At 54.2% G+C, this 24841-nt stretch carries 26 protein-coding genes; 13 read left to right on the forward strand and 13 right to left on the reverse strand.

The window, feature by feature from the left end:
* Window position 1 precedes the first annotated feature (1 nt).
* From ACYCZJ_RS03875 to ilvA, 4 genes are all read right to left on the reverse strand, one after another.
* On the reverse strand, window positions 2-1234 hold the full coding sequence (locus tag ACYCZJ_RS03875; RefSeq protein WP_461552906.1) for a multifunctional CCA addition/repair protein: 1233 nt from the start codon (window positions 1232-1234) through the stop codon (window positions 2-4).
* An 8-nt stretch (window positions 1235-1242) separates the two neighbouring features.
* Window positions 1243-2280 carry a complex I NDUFA9 subunit family protein gene (locus ACYCZJ_RS03880; protein ID WP_461552907.1) on the reverse strand — a complete coding sequence of 346 codons (1038 nt, stop codon included), beginning with the start codon at window positions 2278-2280 and terminating at the stop codon, window positions 1243-1245.
* A 71-nt stretch (window positions 2281-2351) separates the two neighbouring features.
* Window positions 2352-4301 (reverse strand): transglycosylase SLT domain-containing protein, encoded by a 1950-nt coding sequence (locus ACYCZJ_RS03885; RefSeq protein ID WP_461552908.1) that lies wholly within the window; start codon window positions 4299-4301, stop codon window positions 2352-2354.
* 46 nt (window positions 4302-4347) lie between these two features.
* Window positions 4348-5877 (reverse strand): threonine ammonia-lyase, biosynthetic, encoded by a 1530-nt coding sequence (gene ilvA, locus ACYCZJ_RS03890; RefSeq protein WP_461553049.1) that lies wholly within the window; start codon window positions 5875-5877, stop codon window positions 4348-4350.
* Between the two features lie 113 nt (window positions 5878-5990).
* Between ilvA and rpiA the strand changes: the two genes are divergently transcribed.
* Window positions 5991-6650 (forward strand): ribose-5-phosphate isomerase RpiA, encoded by a 660-nt coding sequence (rpiA, locus tag ACYCZJ_RS03895; RefSeq protein WP_461553050.1) that lies wholly within the window; start codon window positions 5991-5993, stop codon window positions 6648-6650.
* Here rpiA and yacG read toward each other — a convergent pair.
* The 8 genes from yacG to ACYCZJ_RS03935 form a co-directional block, all read right to left on the reverse strand.
* The gene (gene yacG / locus ACYCZJ_RS03900) at window positions 6647-6841 is read right to left on the reverse strand and encodes a DNA gyrase inhibitor YacG (RefSeq protein ID WP_461552909.1); all 195 of its coding nucleotides are present in this window, start codon (window positions 6839-6841) and stop codon (window positions 6647-6649) included. The genes rpiA and yacG overlap by 4 nt on opposite strands.
* Window positions 6838-7590, reverse strand: coding sequence for a cell division protein ZapD (gene zapD, locus ACYCZJ_RS03905; protein WP_461552910.1), 753 nt, complete (start codon window positions 7588-7590; stop codon window positions 6838-6840). Before zapD ends, yacG begins: the two co-directional genes overlap by 4 nt.
* A 177-nt stretch (window positions 7591-7767) precedes the next feature.
* The gene (gene coaE, locus ACYCZJ_RS03910; protein ID WP_461552911.1) at window positions 7768-8370 is read right to left on the reverse strand and encodes a dephospho-CoA kinase; all 603 of its coding nucleotides are present in this window, start codon (window positions 8368-8370) and stop codon (window positions 7768-7770) included.
* A gap of 1 nt (window position 8371) precedes the next feature.
* Window positions 8372-9241, reverse strand: a complete 870-nt coding sequence (locus ACYCZJ_RS03915) for a prepilin peptidase (RefSeq protein ID WP_461552912.1) — start codon at window positions 9239-9241, stop codon at window positions 8372-8374.
* Window positions 9242-9274: 33 nt separating this feature from the next.
* Window positions 9275-10501: a type II secretion system F family protein gene (locus ACYCZJ_RS03920; RefSeq protein ID WP_461552913.1), complete on the reverse strand. Its 1227-nt coding sequence runs from the start codon at window positions 10499-10501 to the stop codon at window positions 9275-9277.
* A gap of 213 nt (window positions 10502-10714) precedes the next feature.
* Window positions 10715-12430, reverse strand: coding sequence for a type IV-A pilus assembly ATPase PilB (gene pilB / locus ACYCZJ_RS03925; RefSeq protein ID WP_461552914.1), 1716 nt, complete (start codon window positions 12428-12430; stop codon window positions 10715-10717).
* 87 nt (window positions 12431-12517) lie between these two features.
* Entirely contained in the window at window positions 12518-13807 is a 1290-nt protein-coding gene (locus ACYCZJ_RS03930; protein WP_461552915.1) for an HlyC/CorC family transporter, read from the reverse strand.
* A 72-nt stretch (window positions 13808-13879) separates the two neighbouring features.
* Window positions 13880-14713 carry a cytochrome C assembly family protein gene (locus ACYCZJ_RS03935; RefSeq protein WP_461552916.1) on the reverse strand — a complete coding sequence of 278 codons (834 nt, stop codon included), beginning with the start codon at window positions 14711-14713 and terminating at the stop codon, window positions 13880-13882.
* Between the two features lie 49 nt (window positions 14714-14762).
* On the opposite strand from ACYCZJ_RS03935, the gene ffh reads away from it, so the two are divergent.
* The 9 genes from ffh to ACYCZJ_RS03980 all read left to right on the forward strand — a co-directional run bounded on the left by ffh (window position 14763) and on the right by ACYCZJ_RS03980 (window position 21207).
* Complete coding sequence (gene ffh / locus ACYCZJ_RS03940) at window positions 14763-16106, forward strand: signal recognition particle protein (protein ID WP_461552917.1); 1344 nt, start codon at window positions 14763-14765, stop codon at window positions 16104-16106.
* Window positions 16107-16189: 83 nt separating this feature from the next.
* A complete protein-coding gene (rpsP, locus tag ACYCZJ_RS03945; RefSeq protein ID WP_147070771.1) occupies window positions 16190-16444 on the forward strand; it encodes a 30S ribosomal protein S16 in 255 nt (84 codons plus the stop codon).
* Window positions 16419-16934 (forward strand): ribosome maturation factor RimM, encoded by a 516-nt coding sequence (gene rimM / locus ACYCZJ_RS03950; protein WP_461552918.1) that lies wholly within the window; start codon window positions 16419-16421, stop codon window positions 16932-16934. Before rpsP ends, rimM begins: the two co-directional genes overlap by 26 nt.
* Complete coding sequence (trmD, locus tag ACYCZJ_RS03955; RefSeq protein ID WP_461552919.1) at window positions 16934-17710, forward strand: tRNA (guanosine(37)-N1)-methyltransferase TrmD; 777 nt, start codon at window positions 16934-16936, stop codon at window positions 17708-17710. The genes rimM and trmD overlap by 1 nt, the downstream gene beginning before the upstream one ends.
* A gap of 78 nt (window positions 17711-17788) precedes the next feature.
* On the forward strand, window positions 17789-18172 hold the full coding sequence (gene rplS / locus ACYCZJ_RS03960) for a 50S ribosomal protein L19 (RefSeq protein ID WP_461552920.1): 384 nt from the start codon (window positions 17789-17791) through the stop codon (window positions 18170-18172).
* Window positions 18173-18260: 88 nt separating this feature from the next.
* Window positions 18261-18758: a methylated-DNA--[protein]-cysteine S-methyltransferase gene (locus ACYCZJ_RS03965; protein ID WP_461552921.1), complete on the forward strand. Its 498-nt coding sequence runs from the start codon at window positions 18261-18263 to the stop codon at window positions 18756-18758.
* Window positions 18730-19629, forward strand: coding sequence for a site-specific tyrosine recombinase XerD (gene xerD, locus ACYCZJ_RS03970; RefSeq protein ID WP_461552922.1), 900 nt, complete (start codon window positions 18730-18732; stop codon window positions 19627-19629). Before ACYCZJ_RS03965 ends, xerD begins: the two co-directional genes overlap by 29 nt.
* A 147-nt stretch (window positions 19630-19776) precedes the next feature.
* On the forward strand, window positions 19777-20394 hold the full coding sequence (gene plsY / locus ACYCZJ_RS03975) for a glycerol-3-phosphate 1-O-acyltransferase PlsY (protein WP_461552923.1): 618 nt from the start codon (window positions 19777-19779) through the stop codon (window positions 20392-20394).
* A gap of 12 nt (window positions 20395-20406) precedes the next feature.
* Window positions 20407-21207, forward strand: coding sequence for a hypothetical protein (locus ACYCZJ_RS03980; protein WP_461552924.1), 801 nt, complete (start codon window positions 20407-20409; stop codon window positions 21205-21207).
* On the opposite strand, the gene tsaD is transcribed toward ACYCZJ_RS03980, so the two are convergent.
* Window positions 21202-22218, reverse strand: a complete 1017-nt coding sequence (gene tsaD, locus ACYCZJ_RS03985) for a tRNA (adenosine(37)-N6)-threonylcarbamoyltransferase complex transferase subunit TsaD (RefSeq protein WP_461552925.1) — start codon at window positions 22216-22218, stop codon at window positions 21202-21204. The two genes, ACYCZJ_RS03980 and tsaD, sit on opposite strands and share 6 nt — an antisense overlap.
* A gap of 105 nt (window positions 22219-22323) precedes the next feature.
* Here tsaD and rpsU point away from each other — a divergent pair, with 105 nt between their 5' ends.
* The 3 genes from rpsU to dnaG are packed head-to-tail and all read left to right on the forward strand — an operon-like array spanning window position 22324 to window position 24800.
* Window positions 22324-22536: a 30S ribosomal protein S21 gene (rpsU, locus tag ACYCZJ_RS03990; RefSeq protein ID WP_124706067.1), complete on the forward strand. Its 213-nt coding sequence runs from the start codon at window positions 22324-22326 to the stop codon at window positions 22534-22536.
* Window positions 22537-22572: 36 nt separating this feature from the next.
* Entirely contained in the window at window positions 22573-23019 is a 447-nt protein-coding gene (locus ACYCZJ_RS03995; protein ID WP_461552926.1) for a GatB/YqeY domain-containing protein, read from the forward strand.
* Between the two features lie 47 nt (window positions 23020-23066).
* The gene (gene dnaG, locus ACYCZJ_RS04000; protein ID WP_461552927.1) at window positions 23067-24800 is read left to right on the forward strand and encodes a DNA primase; all 1734 of its coding nucleotides are present in this window, start codon (window positions 23067-23069) and stop codon (window positions 24798-24800) included.
* Window positions 24801-24841 lie beyond the last annotated feature (41 nt).

Below are 24841 nucleotides of genomic sequence, written 5' to 3' on the forward strand. Positions count from 1 at the left end.
ATCACGGTACATCGTCGTCCTGCATCACACCCAGCGCATGACGTATTGCCAGCAGACGCGCAGCACGAATGCGCTCGCCGACATCGCTGGTTGCACCGTTATGCGCTATCGCGCCCGCATCCACACTTTGCGCCGCTGTCAAAGCGTTACGCAGGTGATCCGCCGCCGGGTAGTCGCAGGTTTCAAAACCTGGCCGGCCGCGTGCGTCACATTCGCAGGCCTGCAGAAATTGCGCAAAGCGCTCCGGCCGACGCATGGCATCTGTCGCTTCCAGCATGTTGAGAATGGTGATGGGTCGCAGCTGCTGCGCCCGGTGAACATCACCATGATAACGGGCGGTCATCAGCGCCAGATCACGGCACTCGTTAGGTACCCGGATACGTTGACAGAGTGCTTTGACCAACCCGACGCTGCGCGCTTCATGGCCATGATGACGTGGCCATTCCGCGGACGGCGTGGTGCCCTTGCCCAGGTCATGGGTAAGCGCGGCGAAGCGCACCGGCAAGGTGTAGTTTTGGGCGGCCGAGTAATCCACCACCAGCATCACGTGGATGCCTGTATCAATTTCTGGATGGTATTGCGGTGGTTGCGGCACACCGAACAACCGATCGACTTCGGGCATGATCCGCGCCAGGGCGCCGCAGGCACGCAGCGTCTCGAACATGCGTGAGGGCTGCGCTTCCATCAGGCCACGCGCCAGTTCCTGCCAGACACGTTCCGCTACCAGATGATCGACTTCACCGCTGCTAACTATTTCGCGCATCAAAGCCAGCGTTTCCGGCGCAATGGAAAAATCGGTAAAACGTGCCATGAAACGCGCCACACGCAAAACCCTGACCGGATCCTCAATGAACGCAGCACTGACATGGCGGAACACGCGCGCCTCAATGTCACGGCAACCACCATAAGGATCAATCAGCTCACCGGTCTCGGCTTTGGCGATCGCATTGATAGTCAGGTCGCGGCGGGCAAGATCCTGCTCCAGCGTGACTTCCGGAGCGGCGCTCACTTCAAACCCCTTATAGCCCCGCGTGGTCTTGCGCTCGGTACGGGCAAGCGCATATTCATCATGCGTAACCGGGTGTAAAAATACCGGGAAATCACGTCCTACCGGTTGGTAACCCAGTTTCGACATGGCTTCGGGGGTACTGCCCACCACCACATAATCGCGATCTTTAACGGGCAGACCGAGCAATTCGTCTCGCACTGCGCCGCCGACCGCATATATCTGCATGTCAGTAATCAGCGACCGGCACGATTGCGGAATGCCTGATAGCGCCCGCGCGGATGACTGTCACGAAGATACTCGGGGGCAACGGATTCAAGTGCCGCCGGCTTGTAGCCCGCAGGTGCCGGAAATTCACCGCTGCAGATATTATCCACTTGCATGGCGAAGTAATTGTCGCGCGTCATGACTTTTTTACCCGGCTTGAATTCCATCGCCCAGGCCTGCCAATAGGACAGCATGTCACACAGCGCAAGGATGCGTGGATGCACGCCAACGGTCTGGCCAGCCAATTCCACCAACTCCTCCAAAGTGTAGACCCTGGGCCCACACAGGTCATAAGTCTGCCCGAAGCTGGCAGTGTCATCCATGGCTTGTACAAACGCTCGCGCCACATCCTCCACCCACACCGGCTGGAATTTTGCGTGCGCACTGCCCAACGGAATAAACGGGAATGCCTGCGCCAACCTGGCAAACAGGGTGAGGAAGCTGTCACCCCGGCCAAAAATCACCGAAGGTCTGAAAATTGTGGTGTACAACCTGGCACCGCGCACAAATTTCGGGCCGTCCAGATACCAGCGTTCATTATCGGAATGCGGCATACCGGCCTCGCGTACGAGTGCCTCACCGATTCCCTTGGAACGCTGATAGGCGCTGTTGGAGGTACCGGACGCACCCAATGCGCTCATCTGCAACAGACGCTGGATACCATTTTCTGTGCAGGCATGGACTACCTTGCGCGGCAATTCGACATGCAGCTGCTGAAAATCACCGCGCCGTGCACCAGGTTTATCGGTGCGCCCGAGGCGAATTTCATGCAGGATCCCGACCAGATTGATGACAGCATCCATGCCCTGAAAATGGTGCTTGAGTTGTGCCGGGTCGTGGATATCGGCATCAACCACCTCCACAGTAGGCAACACAATCAGATCTTTGGCTCGCTCACGGTTACGAGTAAGAACGCGTACTTTGCGGCCTTGCGCAGCCAGCATACGCACGATGTTGGCCCCTACAAATCCATTGCCACCCAATACACAAATATTATTGAATTTCATTGCCTGATCCTGAAGAGAAGCTTACAAAACCGTGGATTTTAACCTAAAATCCGCGCCCGCTGCGGGGTGGGTCAATTGTCGCAAGATGGCGCATTTTCATCGGTTCCTCCACACAGCGGGGGTGCCGCCACTCCTGTGATGCTGCCTAGCCGCTCCTTGAGTGACTTTCCAGGCTGGCCGAAACTGCGTGCGTAATAGATTGCATTGGCCATGACTTTCTTGACGTAATCACGCGTTTCGCTAAAAGGAATGCTCTCTGCATAAATTGCCCCTTCTAGCGTCTGTTCCCCACGCCAGCGCCGGGCTCTCCCCGGCCCTGCGTTGTAACCTGCAGTAGCCAGCACAATCGATCCATCCAGCTTTTGCTGTATGGTTTTCAGATAGTACATACCAAACTGCATATTGGTATCCAGCTCATGGATGCTACTTGCCTTGAAATGACTGATTCCCAGTTTGTTGGCAATCCAGCGCGCTGTTGCCGGCATGATCTGCATCAGCCCTGCGGCCCCCACGCCGGATTTGGCCTGCGATACAAAACGACTCTCCTGACGCATCAGACCGTATACCCAGGCTTCGTCCAGACCGTATTCCTTGGCGTATTTGTGAGCGACGTCACGATAAGGCGCCAAAAAACGCAGATCAAAGTCATGCAACTGCTTGGTCCGGTTGGCCGTATTGATAGCGCGGTCGTACCAATCGTTCTGACGTGCCAGTTCGGCGGCGGCGAGCAAGCGCCGGTCATCAAAATTACGCGTCGCCCAGATCCACTCCCTGTTTGCTTCGGCACTCAGATCCAGCTTGTATAAAGCGAGCGCCCTGGCAATATCCGTGACGCGCCCCATGGCGGCGACTTCATCCCCCCCCACTTTAAAGTTAATGGTCCGTTCACCCAGCGAGGTGCCCAGTTCCTCTTCTGCCAGCAAGCCGTAAAAATCATGCTCACGCGACAGCGGCGCCAACAAGGTATTCGCCTGATATAGCTTGTTGTGCACCTTGTAGGCTCGCGCCAGCCAGTAACGCCACGCCGACTCGCCTCGTTCACTGTCACTCATCTGCAGAATGGTTGCTTGCACCACATCCCAATTGCCTAGCCGTAGTGCTTCACGTACTTTCCAGGCAAGCAATTCATCATTCATGCCGTCAACGCCAGCCCGATCAAACCAGCCCAATGCCTCCGGAAGATGCTGGCGCGCCGCATACAGCCCCAGCTGCCCCCAGACATAGCGTTGATCCGACGCTGAAAAATCAGCACGGATTGCTTCCCAGGGGGAAACAGCATTGCGCGCATCCTTTCGCGCCAGCCGTTCGATGGCATAGATCGTCAATTCGCGCCCGTACCTGCTATCCAGGTCCAGAGCCGATTTACCCAGCATCCGTTCAGGGTTGCTTGCCACCGCATCGACGAGACGCGCGTTCGACTGCTGTTTGGGCAAATAGCCAAGCACCACCTTCGCCACGCTTTGATTACCGGATCCCAGCGCCAGGCGGAAGCGCTGCCAGATATCATCCGTGCTAATGAGCTGGGCTGCGACAAGATTTTCAAACAATGGCGTACACGCTTCTGGTAGATCCCTGCCGGTAAACCACAGTGCCACGCCGTCTTTCTGCGCCAGCATCTCACCCTGGGCAATGCGACCACGTATGGCATAGCACTGGAGGCCCAAATCCGATTTGACCAGCAAGGGGTACTCCGTCAGGAACGTGTTCCAATCCTGATTCTTCCCCAGTAATTGCAGCCAATCTCCTCGCAGCTTGTCCGACAGGACACTGTCAGTATTACGCGCCATGAAATCGCGTATTTCATACGGGCTGGCATCTTTCAGGCGTGACGATAACTCCCAGTATTGAACGTATGGCAGCAGGATGGAGCCTTTGAGACGCTCAACATATCCGGGGAGCAATTGGGTTTTACCGGTGCGGAAAGCCTCGCGCGCCGCCAGGAAATCTGCGTCGTCATTTGCATATCCTGATAGCGGCAACAAGCCCAGACAAATCACAAACACGGCAATGGCGGTGCGCAATTTTGTGCTCAAACGCAACAGGTATCGGAAGAAATGCTTCACAGGCCTAACCCAAAAACAAGGTATAAGCCGGATTCAGGCTTTCGTCCCAGTAGCGATAACCCAATTGATCCAGCGACGCGCGGAAGTTCACCTGTTCTGCCGACGGCACCTGTATGCCTACCAGCACGCGGCCATAATCAGCCCCGTGGTTACGATAATGGAACAGACTAATGTTCCACTGCTGACCGATACTGTTGAGAAAACGCATCAATGCACCGGGACGTTCCGGAAATTCAAACCGGTAGACGCGTTCATTTTCCACCTGTGGCGCATGACCACCGACCAGATAACGCACATGCAGCTTGGCCATTTCGTTCTCGGTCAAATCCACGGCAGTCAGGCCATTGTCTTTAAGTATGGTAACCAGTTGCGCTGCCTCGTCGCGGCTCGACACTTGTACCCCTGCAAATACATGCGCATCGCTATTATCCGAATAACGGTAATTGAATTCGGTAATGTTACGCGTGCCCAGCAACGTGCAAAACGCCTTGAAACTACCTGGCGCCTCAGGAATAGTGACTGCCAGCACGGCTTCGCGCTGTTCACCCAATTCAGCGCGTTCAGCAATGTGACGCAGCCGCTCGAAATTCATGTTTGCGCCACTGGCAATCGCAACCAGGGTTTTGTCAGTAGCCTCCTCGCGCGCGCACCACAGCTTGGCGCCAGCCACACTTAAAGCCCCTGAAGGTTCCAGGATCGAACGAGTATCCTCAAATACATCCTTGATCGCAGCACAGATCGCATCATTGTCCACACGGATGATTTCATCCACATACTGGCTGGCCAAGCGGAAAGTTTCTTCTCCCACCTGTTTCACCGCGACACCATCTGCGAATAAGCCTACCTGATTCAGCAATACCCGCTCGTGCTGTTCCAGCGAACGCGCCATCGCATCAGCGTCTTCCGGTTCCACGCCTATCACCTTTATGTCCGGCCGGAGCGCCTTGATATACACGGCTATTCCGGCTATCAGGCCACCACCGCCCACGGGCACGAATACGGCGTCAAGGTGGCCGCTATATTGGCGCAGGATTTCCATGGCAACCGTGCCCTGACCGGCAATCACATCCGGGTCATCGTAAGCATGCACATAGGTCGCTCCGCTTGCCTGAGCCAGTATCTGCGCATGTGCATAAGCTTCATCATAGGAATCACCAAACAGGACCGCTTCAGCGCCACGCGCCCTGACCGCGTTCACCTTGATTTGCGGTGTGGGTAACGGCATGACGATAGTGGCATGGCAGCCCAGTTTCTGTGCCGCCAGCGCAACGCCCTGTGCGTGGTTTCCGGCAGATGCGGTGATCACGCCGGCAGCGAGCGCCTGTTTGGATAAACCGGAAATTTTGTTATAGGCACCACGCAGTTTGAACGAGAAAACCGACTGTAAATCCTCGCGTTTCAACCATACGTTATTTCCGATGCGCGCGGATAAATTAGGTGCGCGTTCGAGCGGAGATTCGATGGCAACGTCGTAGACCCGGGAAGTGAGAATGCGGACCAGATAATCATTGAGTGCGTGTGCGGTTGACATGATGCAACTTTGGACAAGAACAGCAGTCAAGATTAGCAGGCTTTGAGGTGTTTGTGAAAAAAGCAGAATATAGCTATCCTGCAAGTTTTGTTGTAAACGAGGGTTGCATAATGACAATGACGCAGGATCAACTGAAACAGGCTGTCGCGCACGCCGCAATTGATTATGTTCCACAAGGAATTATCGGTGTGGGCACAGGCTCTACCGCCAATTTCTTTATTGATGAACTGGCCAACATTAAAGACCGTTTCGAAGCGGCTGTAGCCAGTTCCGAAGCCACCGCACAGCGGTTGAGGAATCATGGCATTCAGGTCCTCGATCTGAATAGCGTGGGAGAACTGGAAATTTATGTGGATGGTGCTGATGAAATTACGCGTCACATGCACATGATCAAGGGTGGCGGCGGTGCGCTCACGCGTGAAAAAATCGTAGCCGCGTGCAGCAAAAAATTCATTTGCATGGCAGACGCATCCAAATTGGTCGACGTATTGGGCTCGTTCCCTTTACCTGTCGAAGTGATTCCCATGGCACAAGGATACGTAGCACGCGAATTGGTCAAACTGGGTGGCCAACCCAAGCTACGTACAGGGTTCACTACCGACAATGGGAATGTGATTCTGGATGTACACAACCTGGCCATTGCGAATCCGGTTGAACTGGAAACGCAAATCAACCAGATTACGGGTGTGGTCACCAACGGTCTGTTTGCCCAACGCCCTGCCGATGTATTGCTCCTGGGCAGCATAGACGGCGTGCAAATTATGCAGGCAGACTAACTTTCGTTTTCCGGATCGGCATTCTCTGGCTCAGGTTTATCAGGCTCGGGAATGCGATAACTTTCCGTAGCCCATTGTCCCAGATCAATCAGGCGACAGCGTTCTGAACAAAAAGGACGAAACCTGCTGGACTCAGTCCATTCCACCAAAGCGCCGCAATTCGGGCAGGTAACTTTGACCGGCTTTTTCACAGATTAAAGAAAGTTAGTTCAAACTCGACATCGCTTTCGCACAACCGCGGGCGCCCCTTGCCAAGCGACATGAAGCGAATATTAAGCGCGTATTTATTGGCGCTGATTTCAGGGGCGCAAGGCAGTTCGCGGCGCAGATTGATGCGCAACATTTGTGCGCTCTTACCTGCCAGCATTTGCTGGTAAGCGCCTCCAAATGCAATGTGGTGAGTAGGTTTTCCGCTCTCCCTCAACAGCTTGAGCACGACGCTCAGGCCATCATAAATCGGCAGCATCGGGGATAGCCATTCACCGATTTCATCCTGCCTGCGCGCTACCGGCAGATGCAGCCAGTAATGATACGCAGGCAAATCGAACTCACACGCTCCCCCGGGGATATTGGTACGTTGCTTGATTGCCATCAGCCATTCGTTATCGCGCAGATGCTGGCCCAGCTTGCCGGGAATTGCATGGATATTGGCAATGCAGCTGGCAATGTCATCCAGTACCTGATTCAATCGTTGCTCTGAAATCGCGGGGTTGCTGCGCAGTAACTCCAGTCCGTGGCGCTGGCGTTCCAGTTCCTGGAGCAGATCGGATTTAAGGTCGGCGCGACTGGCTACTTCGAGAATTTCAAATAATGCCAACAAGGCGGCATGATGTTGACGGCTGTCTTCCTGAATGGCGAAATAGCGCACCTTGTCGAACATATCCTCCAGCCGCAACAGGGTGCGTACTCGCTCGCTCAGAGGATATTCGTAACAAATCACTGCGGCATCCGGAAAAAATCGAAAGAAAGAATGGAAAAACTCACGACCAGCGCGCCTCTTAACTATGTACGAGGGGGCATTACTCTCAAACACAAGTCTTTGAGGTAATTTAAAGTCGATTCTGACTGATAAAGATTGAGTTGGCAAACATTATTCAGGCAAAAGATGAGATGTAGCTCAACTTGTCGAAAGCCCAAGGTAGACCTGATGCAATGCATGTACTTGCTGCTGCAAGTCGGCCAGATTGCCATTATTGACGATGAGATCGTCTGCACTGGCCAGTCGTTCCTCGCGTGACAACTGGTGCGACATGATGGCCTGTACCTGCCCCTCACTCAGCGCTGCGCGTTGCATGGTGCGCGCCACTTGCAATTCCTCATCACAATCCACGACCAACACCCGTTTAACCGCTTCGCGATAGTTACCCGATTCAAATAACAAGGGCACAACCAGCATCACATAAGGCGCAGCTGATTGCGCCGCAGCCGACAAAGCGCGCTCCCGTATCATCGGGTGAAGGATTGCCTCCAGATGCGCTTTGGCAGCATCGTCTTCGAAAATAAGTCTGCGCATGGCCGCACGATCAAGCGCACCATCGGGCGCCATGAATTCGTCGCCAAACTCGCGCCTGATTGCAGGTATCGCCACACCGTCCGGGGCAGTCAGCGCATGTGTAATCTCATCGGTATCCACCACACCGGCACCCAGTTCGGCAAATAGGCGGCTCACGCTGGTTTTGCCGGATCCGATACCGCCGGTCAATCCCACGTACCAGGTCACGTCAAAACCCGGCCAAATAGGCCTGCAAAATCGGCTGCCCCCAAATCAGGGCAACCAGACCACCTCCCGCCAGATAGGGGCCGAAAGGGATGGGCACCGAACGCCCGCGCCGCGCGAGTATAATCAGCGCAATGCCAACCAGGGCCCCGATAAAGGATGACAGCAGGATAACCAGAGGCAGCATTTTCCAACCCAGCCAGGCGCCGATGGCCGCAAGCAATTTGAAATCGCCATAGCCCATCCCTTCTTTTCCCGTCACCAGTTTGAAAAGCCAGTAAATGCTCCATAGCACCATATAACCCATGATGGCACCGACGACCGCCTGATCGAGCGGAACGAATATATCATTGAGATTGAACAATAATCCCAGCCAGAGTAAAGGCAACGTAATGTCATCGGGCAAAAGCTGGGTGTCGAAATCAATAAAAGTCAGTGCAATTAACGCCCAAACCAACAGCAAGGCGCCTACAACAGCCCAGCCAAAACCGAAATGCCACGCTGTGAATGCTGACAAGAGCGCGGTAAACACCTCTACCAGCGGATAACGTACACTGATATGCGCGCCACAGCCTGCGCACTTGCCGCGTAACCAGGCATAACTCAGCACAGGAATGTTTTCCAACGCACCTATGGGCCGACCGCAACTAATACAGGCCGAACGCGGCACCATCAGATTGTAAGGCGCAACAACTGATGGCCCATCCCCACCCTGTAACGCAACACACTGGGCGCGCCAGTCGCGCTCCATGATTTTTGGCAGGCGGTGAATGACTACATTCAGAAAGCTGCCGATCAACAGACCGAATACACCGCAGATAATGGCAAATAGCTGTGGATCAGCGCTCAATAACACAGTAAAAGACGAAAACAAGGCCATCGGCTCCTGAAATGGTGAAGCCTGGAATTACCCGACCACACTGCCCATTTTGAAAATAGGTAAGTACATGGCGATTACCATGCCTCCAATTAGTGTACCCAATACAACCATAATGATCGGTTCCATCAAACTGGAGAGTGCCTCTACCGCATCGTCCACCTCGCGCTCAAAGAAGTCCGCCACCTTATCCAGCATTGAATCAAGTGCGCCGGATTCTTCCCCGATAGAAACCATCTGCTGCACCATATTGGGGAATATACCGCTATTTTGCATCGCCACGGTCAGGCTGGTACCAGTACTCACTTCGGTTTTTATTTTTTGAGTTGCCTCGTAAAATACCTGGTTACCAGCGGCCCCGGCAACAGAAGTTAGTGCTTCTACCAATGGCACACCCGCTGCAAACATGGTGGACAAAGTACGCGTCCAGCGCGCTATAGCTGCTTTCTCAATCAACGGACCGAAAATAGGCAGTTTGAGCATCGCTCGATCCATGATCGCCTGCATTTTTCTGGAGCGTTTCCAGGTATAGAAAAAAAACCAGAACCCACCCCCTATTACACTGAATATCAACCACCAGTAAGCCACGAAGAAATCTGAAATGCCCATCAAAACGAGCGTAGGCCCAGGCAGATCGGCACCAAAACTGCTGAATAACTCTTTAAAGGCCGGCACCACGAACAGCATAATGACAGCGGTGATGACAAACGCCACTACCAGCACTGCCGTTGGATAAAATAATGCAGACTTGATCTTGCCTTTGATGGCAATAATTTTTTCTTTGTAAGTAGCCAAGCGATCAAGCACCGCATCCAGAATACCGGCTTGTTCACCTGCGTTCACCAGGTTGATATAAAGCTGGTCAAAATACAAAGGATGTTTGGCAAATGCCTGGCTCATGCTGCTACCGGTTTCAATACTGCTTTTAATGTCGATCAGAAGTTTTTGTACAGCCGGATTGGCATGGCCGCGCGACACGATATCAAATGATTGCAGCAGCGGTACGCCTGATTTCATCATCGTGGCGAGTTGGCGCGTAAATAGCGCCACATCTTTTTCAGTAATTTTTTTACCGCGCCCTAAACCACTGCGTTTTTTAACTTTGGTGACAGAAATACCCTGACGGCGCAAGGTTGCATTCACAAAAGCCTCGCCGCCGGCGTTCATTTCGCCTTTGACTTTTTTACCCTTTTTGTCCACACCCTCCCACACGAAAGGCACTTCTTTTTTGAGCGCGGTTGTTTTTGCTACTGCCATATCGGGCTCCACATACCTACTAGAGATAAATTCGGATTACATCTGGACACATGATTATTAATTCGTGCGGACTGCCATGAAGTTTTATGCATCAATAACCCAAACTCCATACCAGGCTGCACAAGATTTTTACATCGGGCGGAACGTGCCAGTAATATTGCGTAATTCTCGGGTTTAGCCTTTAACGGCAGGTTCCGACCTAACTTTATTTATCTACTCATTGGTGACCGCTTCAACTTCTTCTAATGAAGTCATGCCAGCCTTGACCTTGAGCAGCCCGGCCTGACGTAAATCACGCACCCCCTCACGCCGCGCCTGATCTGCAATATCGATGGCATTACCGTTTTTCATGATAATACGGGTCATCTCATCAGTAATCGGCATAACCTGATAGATGCCTACCCGGCCTTTATAACCGGTATTTTTGCACAGGTCACATCCGACCGCACGATAGGGCTGCCAACTCCCATCCAGGTCTTCTTCCTTGAAACCGGCACGCATCAATGCTTCCTTGGGAATCGTCGCGGGCTGCTTGCAGCTGCACAATCGCCTTGCCAGCCGCTGCGCGGTAATCAGAATCACGCTGGAAGCAATATTAAATGGCGCCACGCCCATATTCATCAGCCTGGTAAGCGTGGTAGGCGCATCATTGGTATGCAAAGTCGACAACACCATATGTCCGGTTTGCGCAGCCTTGATGGAAATATCCGCTGTCTCCAGATCACGAATCTCACCAACCATAATGACATCCGGATCCTGGCGCAGGAAAGCTCGCAGCGCGGCCGAGAAGGTCAGCCCAGCCTTGTCGTTGACGTTAACCTGATTGATGCCGGGCAAATTGATTTCAGCCGGGTCTTCAGCCGTCGAGATGTTGACGCCGGGCTTGTTGAGGATATTCAGGCAGGTATACAACGACACGGTTTTACCGCTACCGGTGGGGCCGGTAACCAGCACCATGCCATAGGGTCGCTGCACAGCATTGAGCAATATCTCTTTCTGATCAGAATCGTAGCCCAGCGCATCGATACCGAGTTGCGCGCTGGCCGGATCAAGAATACGCATCACGATTTTTTCGCCATATAGCGTGGGTAACGAACTCACCCGAAAATCAATGGCGCGGTTCTTGGACAGCACCAGTTTCATGCGCCCGTCTTGCGGGACGCGCTTTTCGGCAATATCGAGTTTGGAGATCACCTTGATGCGCGAGGAGATTTTTTCCTTGATCGCAATTGGCGGCTGGGCAACTTCATAAAGCTGTCCATCGAGGCGGTAACGGATACGATAAAACTTCTCGAATGGCTCAAAGTGAATATCGGATACACCGGTATTGATCGCATCCAGCAGAATTTTTTGCAGATAACGGACGATAGGCGCATCGTCGATATCCATACTGGCTGCTTCATCCACCTTGGTCAGCGCATCATCGTCGGTAAACTCCAGATCGATATCTTCGCTATCGAGGTTATCCAGTACACTGGCGCTTCCCTCGCTGTTCTGTTCTATCAACTTGCCGAGTTTGTCATCCTCCACCACCACAATATCTACACCGAGATTAGTCTGAAACTTGACTTCGTCAATAGCTTGCAGATTGGTGGGGTCAGACACGGCGACAGACAACCGGTTGCCGCGCTGATAAAGCGCAAGTACCCGGCGTTTTTGAGCCAGCTTTGGATCCAGCAAACTTTTGGGCAGGACTTCCGGATCTAACGCCAGCAGGTCAAAATACGGGAAGCCGAATTGGGCGGCCGCAAATTCGGCAATCTGCACCGGTTTGATTTTTTTGACACTAATTGCTTGGGTAATAAACCCTTCGCCCGTGCTCGCCGCTTGCTTGGCCAACGCTTCCGCTTCAGACTCGGTAAGCCATTTCTCCTGGATCAGCGCTCGCGCCAAACCAGTCAAACCAGAATTTGCTATGCTAGCTGCCATACTTTGGTTATCTCAATAAAGACCATAATAAGTTAATGCGATTTGCCAAATAGTGCGCTGCCAACGCTGATTTGTAAAGAATATCAACTAGCTAGCTACAGCATCCGTTTCGCCTGCTATTGGAAAGATGCGAGCCACTTTGACCGCGCGTTCCTGCACTTGGACAATTTCAACAGCGTAGTTGCTGATCTTCAGTGTCGTTCCTGGCTCAGGGATGTCCTCCAGATGCTCCAGCACCAAGCCATTCAGGGTTTTTGGGCCTTCCAACGGCAGGTGCAATCCCAGCTTGCGATTGATACTACGAACCAGGCTGGCCCCTTCTACCAGCCAACTGCCGTCAGGCTGAGTGATGAAACCAGACAATTGGGCGGGCGCCTGGGTAGTAAACTCGCCGACCAGTTCTTCGAGAATATCTTCAAGCGTTACCAGCCCCATCAACTCGCCGTACTCATCCACAACCAATCCAATACGGCGCTGGTTTTCCTGGAAATGGCGCAGCTGGGTAAACAACGGGGTGCCTGAAGGAATAAAATAGGCCTCCTGGCGACTCTGCAGCAATGCCTCCACATCGAACTCGCTAGTGCGCAAGTGATACGCGACATCACGAACATGCAACATGCCTACAATATCGTCCAGATGTCCGCAGTACAGCGGCAATCGGGTATGGTGGCTGGTGGATAGTTGACGCAACAAAATATCTGCTTCCGCCTCCATGTCGACGGCTTCCATCTGGCTACGCGGGGTCATGACATCATCCACGGTGATTTTTTCCAGGTCCAGCAGATTCAGCAATATTCCCTGATGCGCCGAAGGCAATAGCTTCCCGGATTCCAATACCAGCGTCCGCAACTCTTCAATGCCCAATTCACTGCTCTGTCCATCTTCGTGTGGGCGTAATCTCAGTAAGCGCAACAGCCCCTGCACAAAAAGATTGATGAACCACACGACTGGATAGGCCAGTTTCAACAAGGGTGCCAGTACGAAGCTCGCAGCAAACGCTATTTTTTCCGGGTAAGTGGCGCCGATCACCTTGGGGGTGACTTCACTAAACACCAGAATAACAAAGGTTACCCCCAAAGTTGCCAACCCCAAAGCCAGTTCACCCTGGCCGAACACACGGATGGCAATCACGGTAGCCAATGTGGCAACTGCCGCATTGATTAAATTATTGCCCAGCAAAATCACACCCAGCAGCTTGTCAGTATTGGCCAGCAAACGGGCTGTGCGCCTCGCTCCGCGGTGTCCATGCTTAGCCAGATGGCGCAGCCGATAGCGATTGATCGCCATCATGCTGGTCTCGGAAGATGAGAAAAATGCTGAGATAAGTAGCAGAACTACCAGGGCTGCCAGGAGCGCGCTAATTGGTATGTCGTTCAAGCGGGATATGAATCAGAATAAAGAATTGGATCAAGTTTAGAGCTTGGGGAGCGCCTGTCAAGTGAGCGAAAATCAACGGTGCAACAGGATTTCCAGCACAAATTTGCTACCGATATAAGCCAGCATCAGCATCACAAATCCTGCCAGTGTCCATCTGATAGCGATGCGTCCACGCCAGCCCCACAATCGACGGCCACTCAATAGCGCCGCAAATACCACCCATGACAAAATGGCAAATATGGTTTTGTGGTTGAACTGCATCGGCTCATGAAAAAGCTCTTCAGAAAACAGCATCCCGCTTGCCAGCGTCAATGTCAGCAATACAAAACCCACGCCGATAATGCGAAACAGAAGACTCTCCAGCGTGAGCAAGGGCGGCAGATTGGCGACTACCCCCGGCTGGTTGACGTTATGCAGACGTTTTTCCACCATGGCCATCAATGCAGCATGAAGCGCTGCAATCGTGAACAGGCTGTACGCCAACAGGGCAATGATCAGGTGTACCCGAAATGCCAGTAATTCCGTATTGCCCAATACATGGGTTGCAGGCAATACAAGTGGCGTGAGAACCGCTATGGCAGCCAGTGCCGCCAAGGGGGCCAGCAAAACCTCGACGCGGTAACGGAAACTACCCAACCAGTAAATCAGTACCGCCAGCCAGATAATGGCTGACAGCGCGTTGCCCACTCCCAGAGTGAGGCCAGCAGGATTCGACACCGTGTCAACCAACAACAGGAGATGCAATACAAGCGCAGGCAATGGCAACATTTTTTCCCATACTGCGCCGGTTTGCGTGGTGCGCCAGCGAGTACGCCAAAAATGCCAGCCAACCAGGGCATACAACAAGCTGACCAGTGGATAGAACAAGTCAAGGTTCATCTGGGTTAGAATAGAAAAAAACAGCATCAGTCTACACTAACAGCGCCGCTTTTTGACCGCCACCGGAACACACCCCATGCTTGATAATCTGACTTCCCGCCTATCTTCCGTCATTAAAAACCTGCGCGGCCAGGCGCGGCTTACTGAAACCAATATCCAGGATGCGCTGCGCGAAGTGCGCATGGCGCTGCTGGAAGCTGACGTCGCGCTACCTGTTGTCAAGGATTTTATCGCTCGTGTCAGAGAAAAAGCAGTTGGGGTGGAGGTGCTGCAAAGCCTGACACCCGGCCAGGCTTTGATCGGCGTGGTTCACGACGAACTGACCCGTCTCATGGGCGAACACAATGCCGCGCTGAACCTCGCTACCACCCCTCCTGCCGTCATCCTGATGGCCGGACTACAAGGCTCAGGCAAAACCACCAGCAGTGGCAAATTGGCCAAGTTGCTCAAGGAGCAGACGAAGAAAAAGGTTCTGCTGGTGAGTTGCGACGTGTATCGCCCGGCGGCCATCGAGCAACTGAAAACCCTGGCCGGGCAGCTTGATATCGATTTCTTTCCATCCAGCGAAACCCAAAAACCAGTCGATATCGCATTAGCCGCGCATGACTATGCCAAAAAACATTTTCACGACGTACTTATTGTCGACACTGCGGGACGGCTCGGCATCGACCAGGCCATGATGGACGAAATCCGCGCGCTGCATGGTGCCGTAAAGCCCATCGAAACCCTGTTCGTGGTGGATGCCATGCAAGGTCAGGATGCCGTCAATACTGCGCGCGCCTTCAACGATACATTGCCGCTTACCGGCATCATCCTCACCAAGCTGGATGGCGATTCACGCGGTGGCGCAGCGCTGTCGGTACGCCACATTACCGGCAAACCGATTAAATTTGTCGGTATGGGTGAAAAACTTACCGGTTTGGAAGCCTTCCATCCCGAGCGCATGGCTTCGCGCGTGCTGGGCATGGGCGACGTACTCTCGCTGATCGAGGATGCCCAACGCGGCGTGGATCATGCCGAAGCCAAAAAACTCGCCGACAAAGTCAAATCCGGCAAAAATTTCGATCTTGAGGATTTTAAGGCACAAATCACTCAGATGCGCAAAATGGGTGGCCTCTCGGCCATGATGGACAAGCTGCCGGGGGCAGCTGCGGCAGCACTGCCAGCGGGCGCCGATGAAAAAGCCATGAACCGCGTTGAAGGCATTATCAATTCCATGACCCCTGCCGAGCGTCGCAAACCCGAGCTACTCAAGGCTTCACGCAAACGCCGCATCGCTGCGGGCGCCGGCGTTCAGGTACAGGAAATCAATCGCCTGCTCAAGCAGTTCGAACAAGCGCAGAAAATGATGAAAATGATGTCCAAAGGCGGCCTTTCCAAAATGATGCGCGGAATGAAAGGCATGATACCGGGAATGTGAGCTTTGCAGACATAACTTGTCAGCGCGGCATTTTTGCTCGTATAATCACGCTCTTTTTAATTTCAATTGGTTAGGCACTCACGATGGTTATTATTCGTCTTGCCCGCGGCGGCGCCAAAAACCGCCCCTTTTATAACGTGGTGGTAGCGGATTCGCGCAATCGTCGCGATGGCCGCTTTATCGAGCGCGTCGGTTTCTATAATCCGGTAGCCAAAGAAGGTACCGAAGGCCTGCGCCTGAGCCTGGATCGTGTGACACACTGGCAATCTCAGGGCGCCCAAGTGTCCGACGCTGTTGCCAAGCTGGTCAAACGTGAAAGCGCCAAAGTCGCTGGATAATCTGGTGGTAATGGGGCGCATCGCTGCGCCCTACGGCATCAAGGGCTGGGTCAAGATCCAGACCTTCAGCGAGTCGGCAGACACACTCGCAGATTATCCCGAATGGCAGATTGGGCGTGCCGGCAGCTGGCGCGCGGTTCGTATTTTAAATGCGCGCCTGCACACCAACACGCTGGTTGCCGAACTGGAAGGCATCGTTGACCGCGATGCTGCATTAGCGCTAAAAGGCAGCGAAATCGCCGTTCCCCGCGAAACGCTGCCCCCTGCACCGGAAAATGAATACTACTGGTCGGATTTGATTGGCCTGGATGTCATCAACACCCAGGGCGTCGCGTTCGGCAAGGTCAAGGAATTGCTGGAGTCTGGCGCGCACGACGTGCTGGTGGTCAGCGGTGACCGCGAACGATTGATACCGTTCGTCGGCCAGATTGTGAAAAAGATCGACCTCGCAGCCGAGACGCTGGAAGTGGATTGGGAAGCCGACTACTGATGGCACTGCAGATTGACGTGGTGACGCTATTCCCGCCGATGTTTGCAGCGCTTAGCGAGTACGGCATCAGCAGCCGCGCTTTCGAGCGCGGCCAGGCCAGTTTGCATTTGTGGAATCCGCGTGATTTCACCGAAGACAACTACCGCACTGTGGATGACCGCCCTTATGGTGGCGGCCCAGGCATGGTTATGCTGGCAGAACCGCTTGAGGCGGCACTCGATGCCGCCGAAGCGCGCCAGCGTGAAGCCGGTGTGACAATGCCCCAAGTGATGTATTTGTCACCGCAGGGACGCACGCTGAATCATGCATTGGTAATGGAATTGGCCGCACGTCCCGGCCTGATTTTACTGGCCGGACGTTATGAGGGCATAGACCAGCGATTACTGGATAGCCGGGTGCATGAATCGGTTTCCATCGGCGATTATGTGCTGTCGGGCGGTGAGCTGGCGGCAATGGTAGTGATCGATAGCGTGGTACGGCAACTTCCCGGCGTGCTGGGGGATGCGGAATCTGCGATTCAGGATTCGTTTGTCAACGGCTTGCTGGATTGCCCGCACTATACCCGCCCCGAAGTATATCGGGACACACCGGTACCAACAGTATTGATGGGCGGCAATCATGCTCATATCGCGCGCTGGCGCCTGAAACAGGCGCTCGGCGCAACCTGGCGGTTACGCCCGGATTTACTCGAACAACGGGGCATGAGCCCCACCGAAATTTCCTTGCTTGAAGAATTCAGGCAGGAAGCGCAAGCGGCTGGCAACAGTACGCAATAAGAAACCCGTGTGTCAGGCGGCGGCCTGCTCCACCCGGATGAGCCCAAGGCTCAAACTTTTTTGACTAGGAGAAACGCAATGAACCTGATCCAGCAACTGGAACAAGAAGAAATCGCCCGTCTGGGCAAAACCATCCCTGATTTCGCACCCGGCGATACTGTCGTCGTGCAAGTCAAAGTGAAGGAAGGAACGCGTGAGCGTTTGCAGGCTTACGAAGGCATTGTCATCGCCAAACGTAACCGCGGCCTCAATTCTTCCTTCATCGTGCGCAAAATTTCCGCTGGTGAAGGTGTGGAGCGTACCTTCCAGACCTACTCGCCGCTGGTTGCCGCGATTGAAGTCAAGCGCCGCGGCGATGTGCGCCGCGCCAAGCTTTACTACCTGCGTGAGCGCTCAGGAAAATCCGCGCGCATCAAGGAAAAGCTGCCGACCAGCAAGCGCAAAGCGCAAGCCACAGCTTAATTGGCGTTGCGCTGCTGTAAAAAAATGGCAAGTCGTAATGACTTGCCATTTTTTGTTTGTGTAAGCGATTTGGCGCTAAAATCCGGCCATGAAGGACTACACAATCCAATCCCGCTATCAGGCCGTACTGCCCACCCCTTTCGGGTGTGTCGGTATACTGCTGACCAATGACGAACTTCACGGCATCGATTTTCTACCCGCGAATTACCCTGTGCAAACGCCTGTCACGCCGCTGGCACGTCGTGTCGCCTCAGCTTTGAATCGTTATTTTGATGACCCGGAAAGCAGCTTTGACGTGCCGCTGGCAATCCTCGGCACGGCGCATCAAACCAGGGTATGGCGTGCGCTGACTGCGATCCCGCCTGGGCTAACCACTACTTACGGGCAGCTCGCACGCTTGCTGGGTTCAAGTCCGCGCGCCGTGGGTCAGGCCTGCGGCGCCAATCGGCTCCCTATTATTATCCCCTGTCACCGCGTGGTCGCGGCGAACGGACCCGGCGGTTTCATGCACGCCACAAATGGCGCGCCGCTCACATACAAGGACTGGCTCCTCAATCATGAATCCCGTATCACAGCAGGCGCTTGATGGTTTTTGCGACTTGCTGTGGCTGGAGGATGGGCTTTCTCCCAACACGCTGCAGAGCTATCGGCGCGACCTGACCCAGTTCTCAGTCTGGCTGGAAACAATACGCAGCACGCTGTTGCTGGACGTCAATCAGGCAGATATCGAAGCCTACCTGCAATACCGTTTTTCGCGTAAAACCAGCCCGCGCAGTACGGCACGGCTGCTCTCCGCCCTGAAACGTTTTTATCGGCTGGCACTGCGCGATGGTCGCATCGCTCTGGACCCGACCCTGAAGATTGACACTCCCAAGCTGCCGCGTTCGCTGCCCAAGAGCTTGTCGGAAGCCGATGTGGACAGGCTTTTAAACACACCTGATACCACAGAGCCGCTTGGACTGCGCGACAAAGCCATGCTGGAAACCCTTTACGCCAGCGGCCTGCGCGTCTCCGAACTGGTGACACTGAGGGTAGTCAATGCGAGCCTGGACATGGGTGTACTGAGCGTCATGGGCAAAGGAGGCAAGGAGCGCATGGTGCCGCTGGGTGAAGAAGCGCTGCTCTGGCTTTCACGTTATCTGTCGGACGCACGCCAGTTGATATTGGGAACGACAATCAGCGATGCGCTGTTTGTCACCCAGCGCGGTGCGGCCATGACGCGCCAGGCATTCTGGTATCTGATCAAGCGCCGTGCGCTACAGGCCGGGCTGGCGCGCCTGCCCTCACCCCACGTTTTGCGTCACGCCTTCGCCACGCATCTGCTTAACCACGGCGCAGACTTGCGCGTGGTACAAATGCTGCTCGGTCATGCGGATATTTCAACCACGCAAATTTATACTCACGTCGCACGCGAGCGTCTGAAACAGTTGCATGCCAAACATCATCCACGCGGCTAATTTAGTGGCCTTGAACAATACCGGCAGGGCACTTTGCGTTCATGCTCGTAAATACCGATAATGACTTCCACTCTGCAAATTCCGAGAACAGAATGTCCTTGCGTAGATGTCAAAGCGCGAAAATTGCATATTTAAGCGGAATCCCTGATGTTCATTTCATTTCTCATCGTACTAGCCTACCTGATCGGCTCGCTATCCTTCGCGGTAATCGTCAGCCGTTTATTCGGCCTGCCGGATCCGCGCAAACATGGCTCCGGCAATCCAGGCGCAACCAACATGCTGCGCACCGGGCGCAAATCAGCTGCAGCATTAACCCTCATCGGAGACATGGTCAAAGGCTGGTTGGCAGTGTATCTGGCGCGTTATTTTGGCGCCCAACACGGCGTAGAAATTGCCGCGACCTACGGCGCTGCGGTAGCCGTGTTCCTGGGACATTTATATCCGATATTTTTCAGCTTCAAGGGGGGCAAGGGTGTGGCCACCGCGCTGGGTGTACTACTCGCGCTATCGCCGTGGCTGGGTTTGGTGGCGCTGGCGAGCTGGCTTATCGTGTTTGCCCTCACCCGCATCTCGTCACTCGCCGCACTCAGTGCGGCCACGCTGGCACCCATACTCGGGTCGTACCTAATCGGTGGTACCCTGCCTGTGGCCGCGTTGTGCATCATCAGCGCACTGATTTTTTGGCGCCACCGCACCAATATCCGCCGCCTGCTGGCGGGTGAGGAAGGGCGCTTCGCCAAACCTGCGGACACCTCTTCCGAATAAACCGAGACAACCATGGCCTGGTTTGAAAAAGAAATCAATTACGCACGCGAGAGCCTCACCCAGGTCTCAAAAGAGAGTATCGAGCTGGCGGGCGACAAACTGGGCAGCGTGGTCAAGGAAGGTGCCGCCAGCGTCGGCGCGGAATTACGCGACGTTGTCGTGAGCGCCAGTCAGGAAATAGACGCCAAACTCGACAAGATTTCTGCCGAGTTGCATAACCAGCGGCAATTCACCAAGGACGATGTACGCGAACTGGTGGATTATGCGGCAGCTCGTCTGGGTAGCGTACTGGATGAGCGCATGGCGGTCGCCAAACAGGAGATATCCACGCTGGTACAAGACAAAGTGGAATATTTCAAACTGGAAGTGGATAGCTTTTTCATCCAGCGCCAGCAGGATTTGTCACGTGAGCGACGGCGCTTATTTTTCAATATACTCATTGCGGTCAGCGCATCTATTCTGGTGGGATTTATATCCTGGCTGTACCAGCATTTTGTAGCAGGCGGCATCGATTTGTTTGGCGTGTTTCGTATTGTGTTCGCATCCCTCACGGGCGGCTATGCGGTATATCTGGTCGTGCGCCTGATGTTACGCTGGCAACGCATGTCGGAACACCGCAAGGATGTCATGTTTCTTGCCATGCGTTACTGGGGTGTATTACGGCCGCAGAGCGTGTTCTCCACACTGTTATTAATCTGTGTGCTGGCACTGCTTTTCGGCCTGGTTTTGTTTCCTGACATACTGGCGCAACTGCCGGGCGGCAAGGCACTGCTCGACTGGGTGCATGGCATGGCGCCTCATTTCAAGTTATGAGAGTGATGGCATTTCCTGCAAATCCCAACGGGGTTTAACCGTAAATACACCTGCGGGGTGTCCACCGTGTACTAACCGCATCGCTCCCGCAAACGCGATCATCGCCCCATTATCGGTACAAAATTCCAGACGCGGGAAAAATACCTTGCCACCCAGTTTGGCCACCCCCGCATTCAGTGCCTCGCGCAACTGCCGGTTAGCCCCGACACCGCCGGCTACCACGAGCCGTCTGGACCGGGTTTGTTTGAGTGCCGCCAGTGATTTTGCCGTGAGCACCTCAGCCATGGCGAGCTGAAATGCGGCAGCAATGTCGGCATGGTCGGCGGGATCCGGATGCTTTTGCGTAAGGATGAGCACGGCCGTCTTCAAGCCACTGAAACTGAAATTGAGATCGCCGGAATGCAACATCGGCCGCGGTAGCTTGAAGCGCAGCGGGTCACCTGTCAGCGCTAACGCCGAGAGTGCCGCGCCACCGGGATAGCCGAGGCCGAGCAATTGTGCGGTCTTGTCGAATGCCTCCCCTGCCGCATCATCCAGGGTATCGCCCAATGTGGTGTAGCACCCCACATTGTCGACCTGCATCAGCTGCGTATGACCACCGGATACCAGCAAGGCCACAAATGGAAATGGCGGTGGATCGTCTTCAGAAATAAGTGCTGAAAGCAAATGCCCTTCCAGATGATGCACACCCAGCACCGGCACTTCCAACGCCACGCCCAATGCATGTGCGATCCCGGCGCCGACCAGCAGTGCGCCAGCCAGTCCGGGGCCTTCGGTGTAGGCAATCGCGTCTACGTCAGTCAACGTACGGCCTGCCTGTGCCAGTACCTGACGGGTCAGTGGCAATACGCGCCGGATATGGTCACGGGAAGCGAGTTCGGGTACGACCCCGCCGTATTCGGCGTGCATGGCGATCTGGGAATGCAGCGCATGCGCCAACAAACCGTGCCCGGTATCGTAGAGAGCAATACCGGTTTCGTCGCAGGAAGATTCGATTCCAAGAATAAGCATGGGCAGCAGTTTAGACGCACCGCTCCTGCAGGACAATGCAAACCTTGAAAAAAACGCTTTTTCAGTTATAATTGAGGTTTTTTCCGTCCCTGGAGACCAGATTTCATGCCAAACATTCGCGTCAAGGAAAACGAGCCTTTTGAAGTTGCCATGCGTCGTTTCAAGCGCACAGTTGAGAAAACCGGTCTGTTGACCGAACTACGCGCACGCGAATTCTACGAAAAACCGACTGCTGAACGCAAGCGCAAGCTGGCCGCAGCGGTCAAGCGTCACTTCAAGCGTATCCGTAGCCAGACCCTGCCTCCCAAGATGTATTAATCATCACATCGGGCATGTTGCCAGCCCGTTATGATTATGAGTCTCAAAGCACAAATCACCGAAGACATGAAAACTGCCATGCGCGCCAAGGATACGGCTCGTTTGGGAGCAATTCGGTTGTTGCTAGCCGCGATCAAGCAACGCGAAGTGGATGAGCGTATCGAGCTGGATGACACGCAAATCATTGCCGTCATTGACAAGATGCTCAAACAGCGCCGGGACTCGATTACTCAATTCGAAGCTGCCGGTCGCCAAGAACTGGCCGACATTGAAAAATCCGAAATAGACATATTGCAGGCTTATATGCCCCAGGCTGCCTCAGCAGGGGAAATCGACAGCCTGATCATCCAGGCCATTACGAGTACCGGCGCAACCGGTATCAAGGATATGGGCAAGGTGATGGCAATTCTGAAGACACAATTGGCCGGACGCGCAGATATGGCGCAGGTCTCTACCCACATCAAAGCTAAACTGGCGGGCTGATTGGCCGCCGCGTAGCGACGCTGTAACGCCCACCCCCGGGAGTAAAAATGATCCCGCAGGATTTTATCCAAACGTTGCTGAGCCGCGTGGATATCGTGGAGGTGATTGATCGTCGCGTGCCGCTGAAAAAAGCCGGCGCAAATTATCAAGCATGCTGTCCGTTCCATAACGAAAAATCCCCGTCTTTCACTGTCTCTCCCACCAAACAGTTTTACCATTGCTTTGGCTGTGGCGCGCACGGTACTGCCATCGGCTTTTTGATGGAATACGCAGGCCTGGGTTATGTGGACGCCATCAAGGAACTGGCTGGCCAATTGGGCTTGAGCGTGCCCGAGACAACCGCGGTCAATCCGGAACGCGTCAAGCAGGCGGCCAGCCTGGTGGAAATCATGCAACGCGCTGCACAATTTTATCGCCAGCGCCTCAAACAAACACCGCTCGCAATTGACTATCTCAAGAAACGCGGCCTGACGGGCGAAATTGCCGCACGTTTTGGGCTCGGCTATGCCCCAACCGGCTGGCAGAATCTTGAAGCAATATTTGACAGCTATACCGACCCCGCGCTGGCCGAAGCCGGGCTGGTCATTACTAATGACGCGGGTCAGCGTTATGACCGGTTTCGGGATCGAATCATGTTCCCGATTGTGGGACAACGCGGGGATGTCATCGGTTTTGGCGGCCGTATCATTGATGCTGGTGAACCAAAATACCTGAATTCGCCGGAAACGCCCCTGTTCCAGAAAGGCAATGAACTCTATGGCCTGTTCCAGGCGCGTCGCGCAATTCGTGATGCCGGTCGCGCAATTGTGGTGGAAGGCTATATGGACGTTGTGGCACTGGCGCAACACGGGGTCGATTATGCTGTCGCCACGCTGGGTACCGCCACTACACCAATCCACGTGCAGAAGCTGCTACGCCATACCGATGAAATCGTCTTTTGTTTTGATGGTGACGCCGCGGGTCGCCGTGCTGCCTGGCGCGCGATGGAAAACAGCTTGGCCATACTCAAGGATGACAGCCGTATCGGATTTCTATTTCTCGCGCCTGAACATGATCCCGACAGCTATATTCGGGCATTTGGCAAAGAGGCCTTTGAAGCCTTGCTGACCGGCGAAGTTGTGCCGCTCTCCGCCTACCTGTTCAAGGAACTGGCCGCGCTGCATGACCTGGGTAGCAGCGAAGGACGTAGCGCCTTTTTGCAGACTGCGCGTCCTCTGTTAAGCCAGATACGCGCCTCCGCACTGTCACTCATGTTGCGCAAACGTTGCGCCGAATTGGCAAATCTGCAATTGTCCGAGCTCGACAACCTGTGGGAAATCAAATCCCGGCAATCCAATGCAAGGCGCGTTCCTGCCCGAGCCGTCCGCCAGGCGCCTGCCTCCATTTGGCATAAGCTATTGTGTATGATTTTATTTATGCCTAGCCTGGCACGGGAACTTGATGCCAATTTGATTGCCCCAACTGACCCGGATGCCGATGCGTTACGTGCCATAGTTGAATTGCTGCGCAACCATCCCAATTTAGGCACTGCAAGCGTAGTGGATCATTTTCGGGATAGCCCCTTGATATCAACCTTGCAACCTGCCAGCGCGGAAATAATGAGCTGGACAGATGATCTCGACATAAGCGCCGAATTCGAGGGCGCCTGTAATCAGGCACGCATGCAAATCGACAAACTGCTCGGTACGCAGGTTCCTGACAAGTCTTTCAACTCGCTAAGCGATGCTGAAAAGGAGGCGTCGCGACAACTGGTTCACGGAGCCGGGCAGGTGAAAAAATGAGCGATGGGGCTCGAACAAATGTATAATTATCAGTTTTTCTG

This window comes from Sulfuriferula sp. (genome assembly GCF_054605375.1).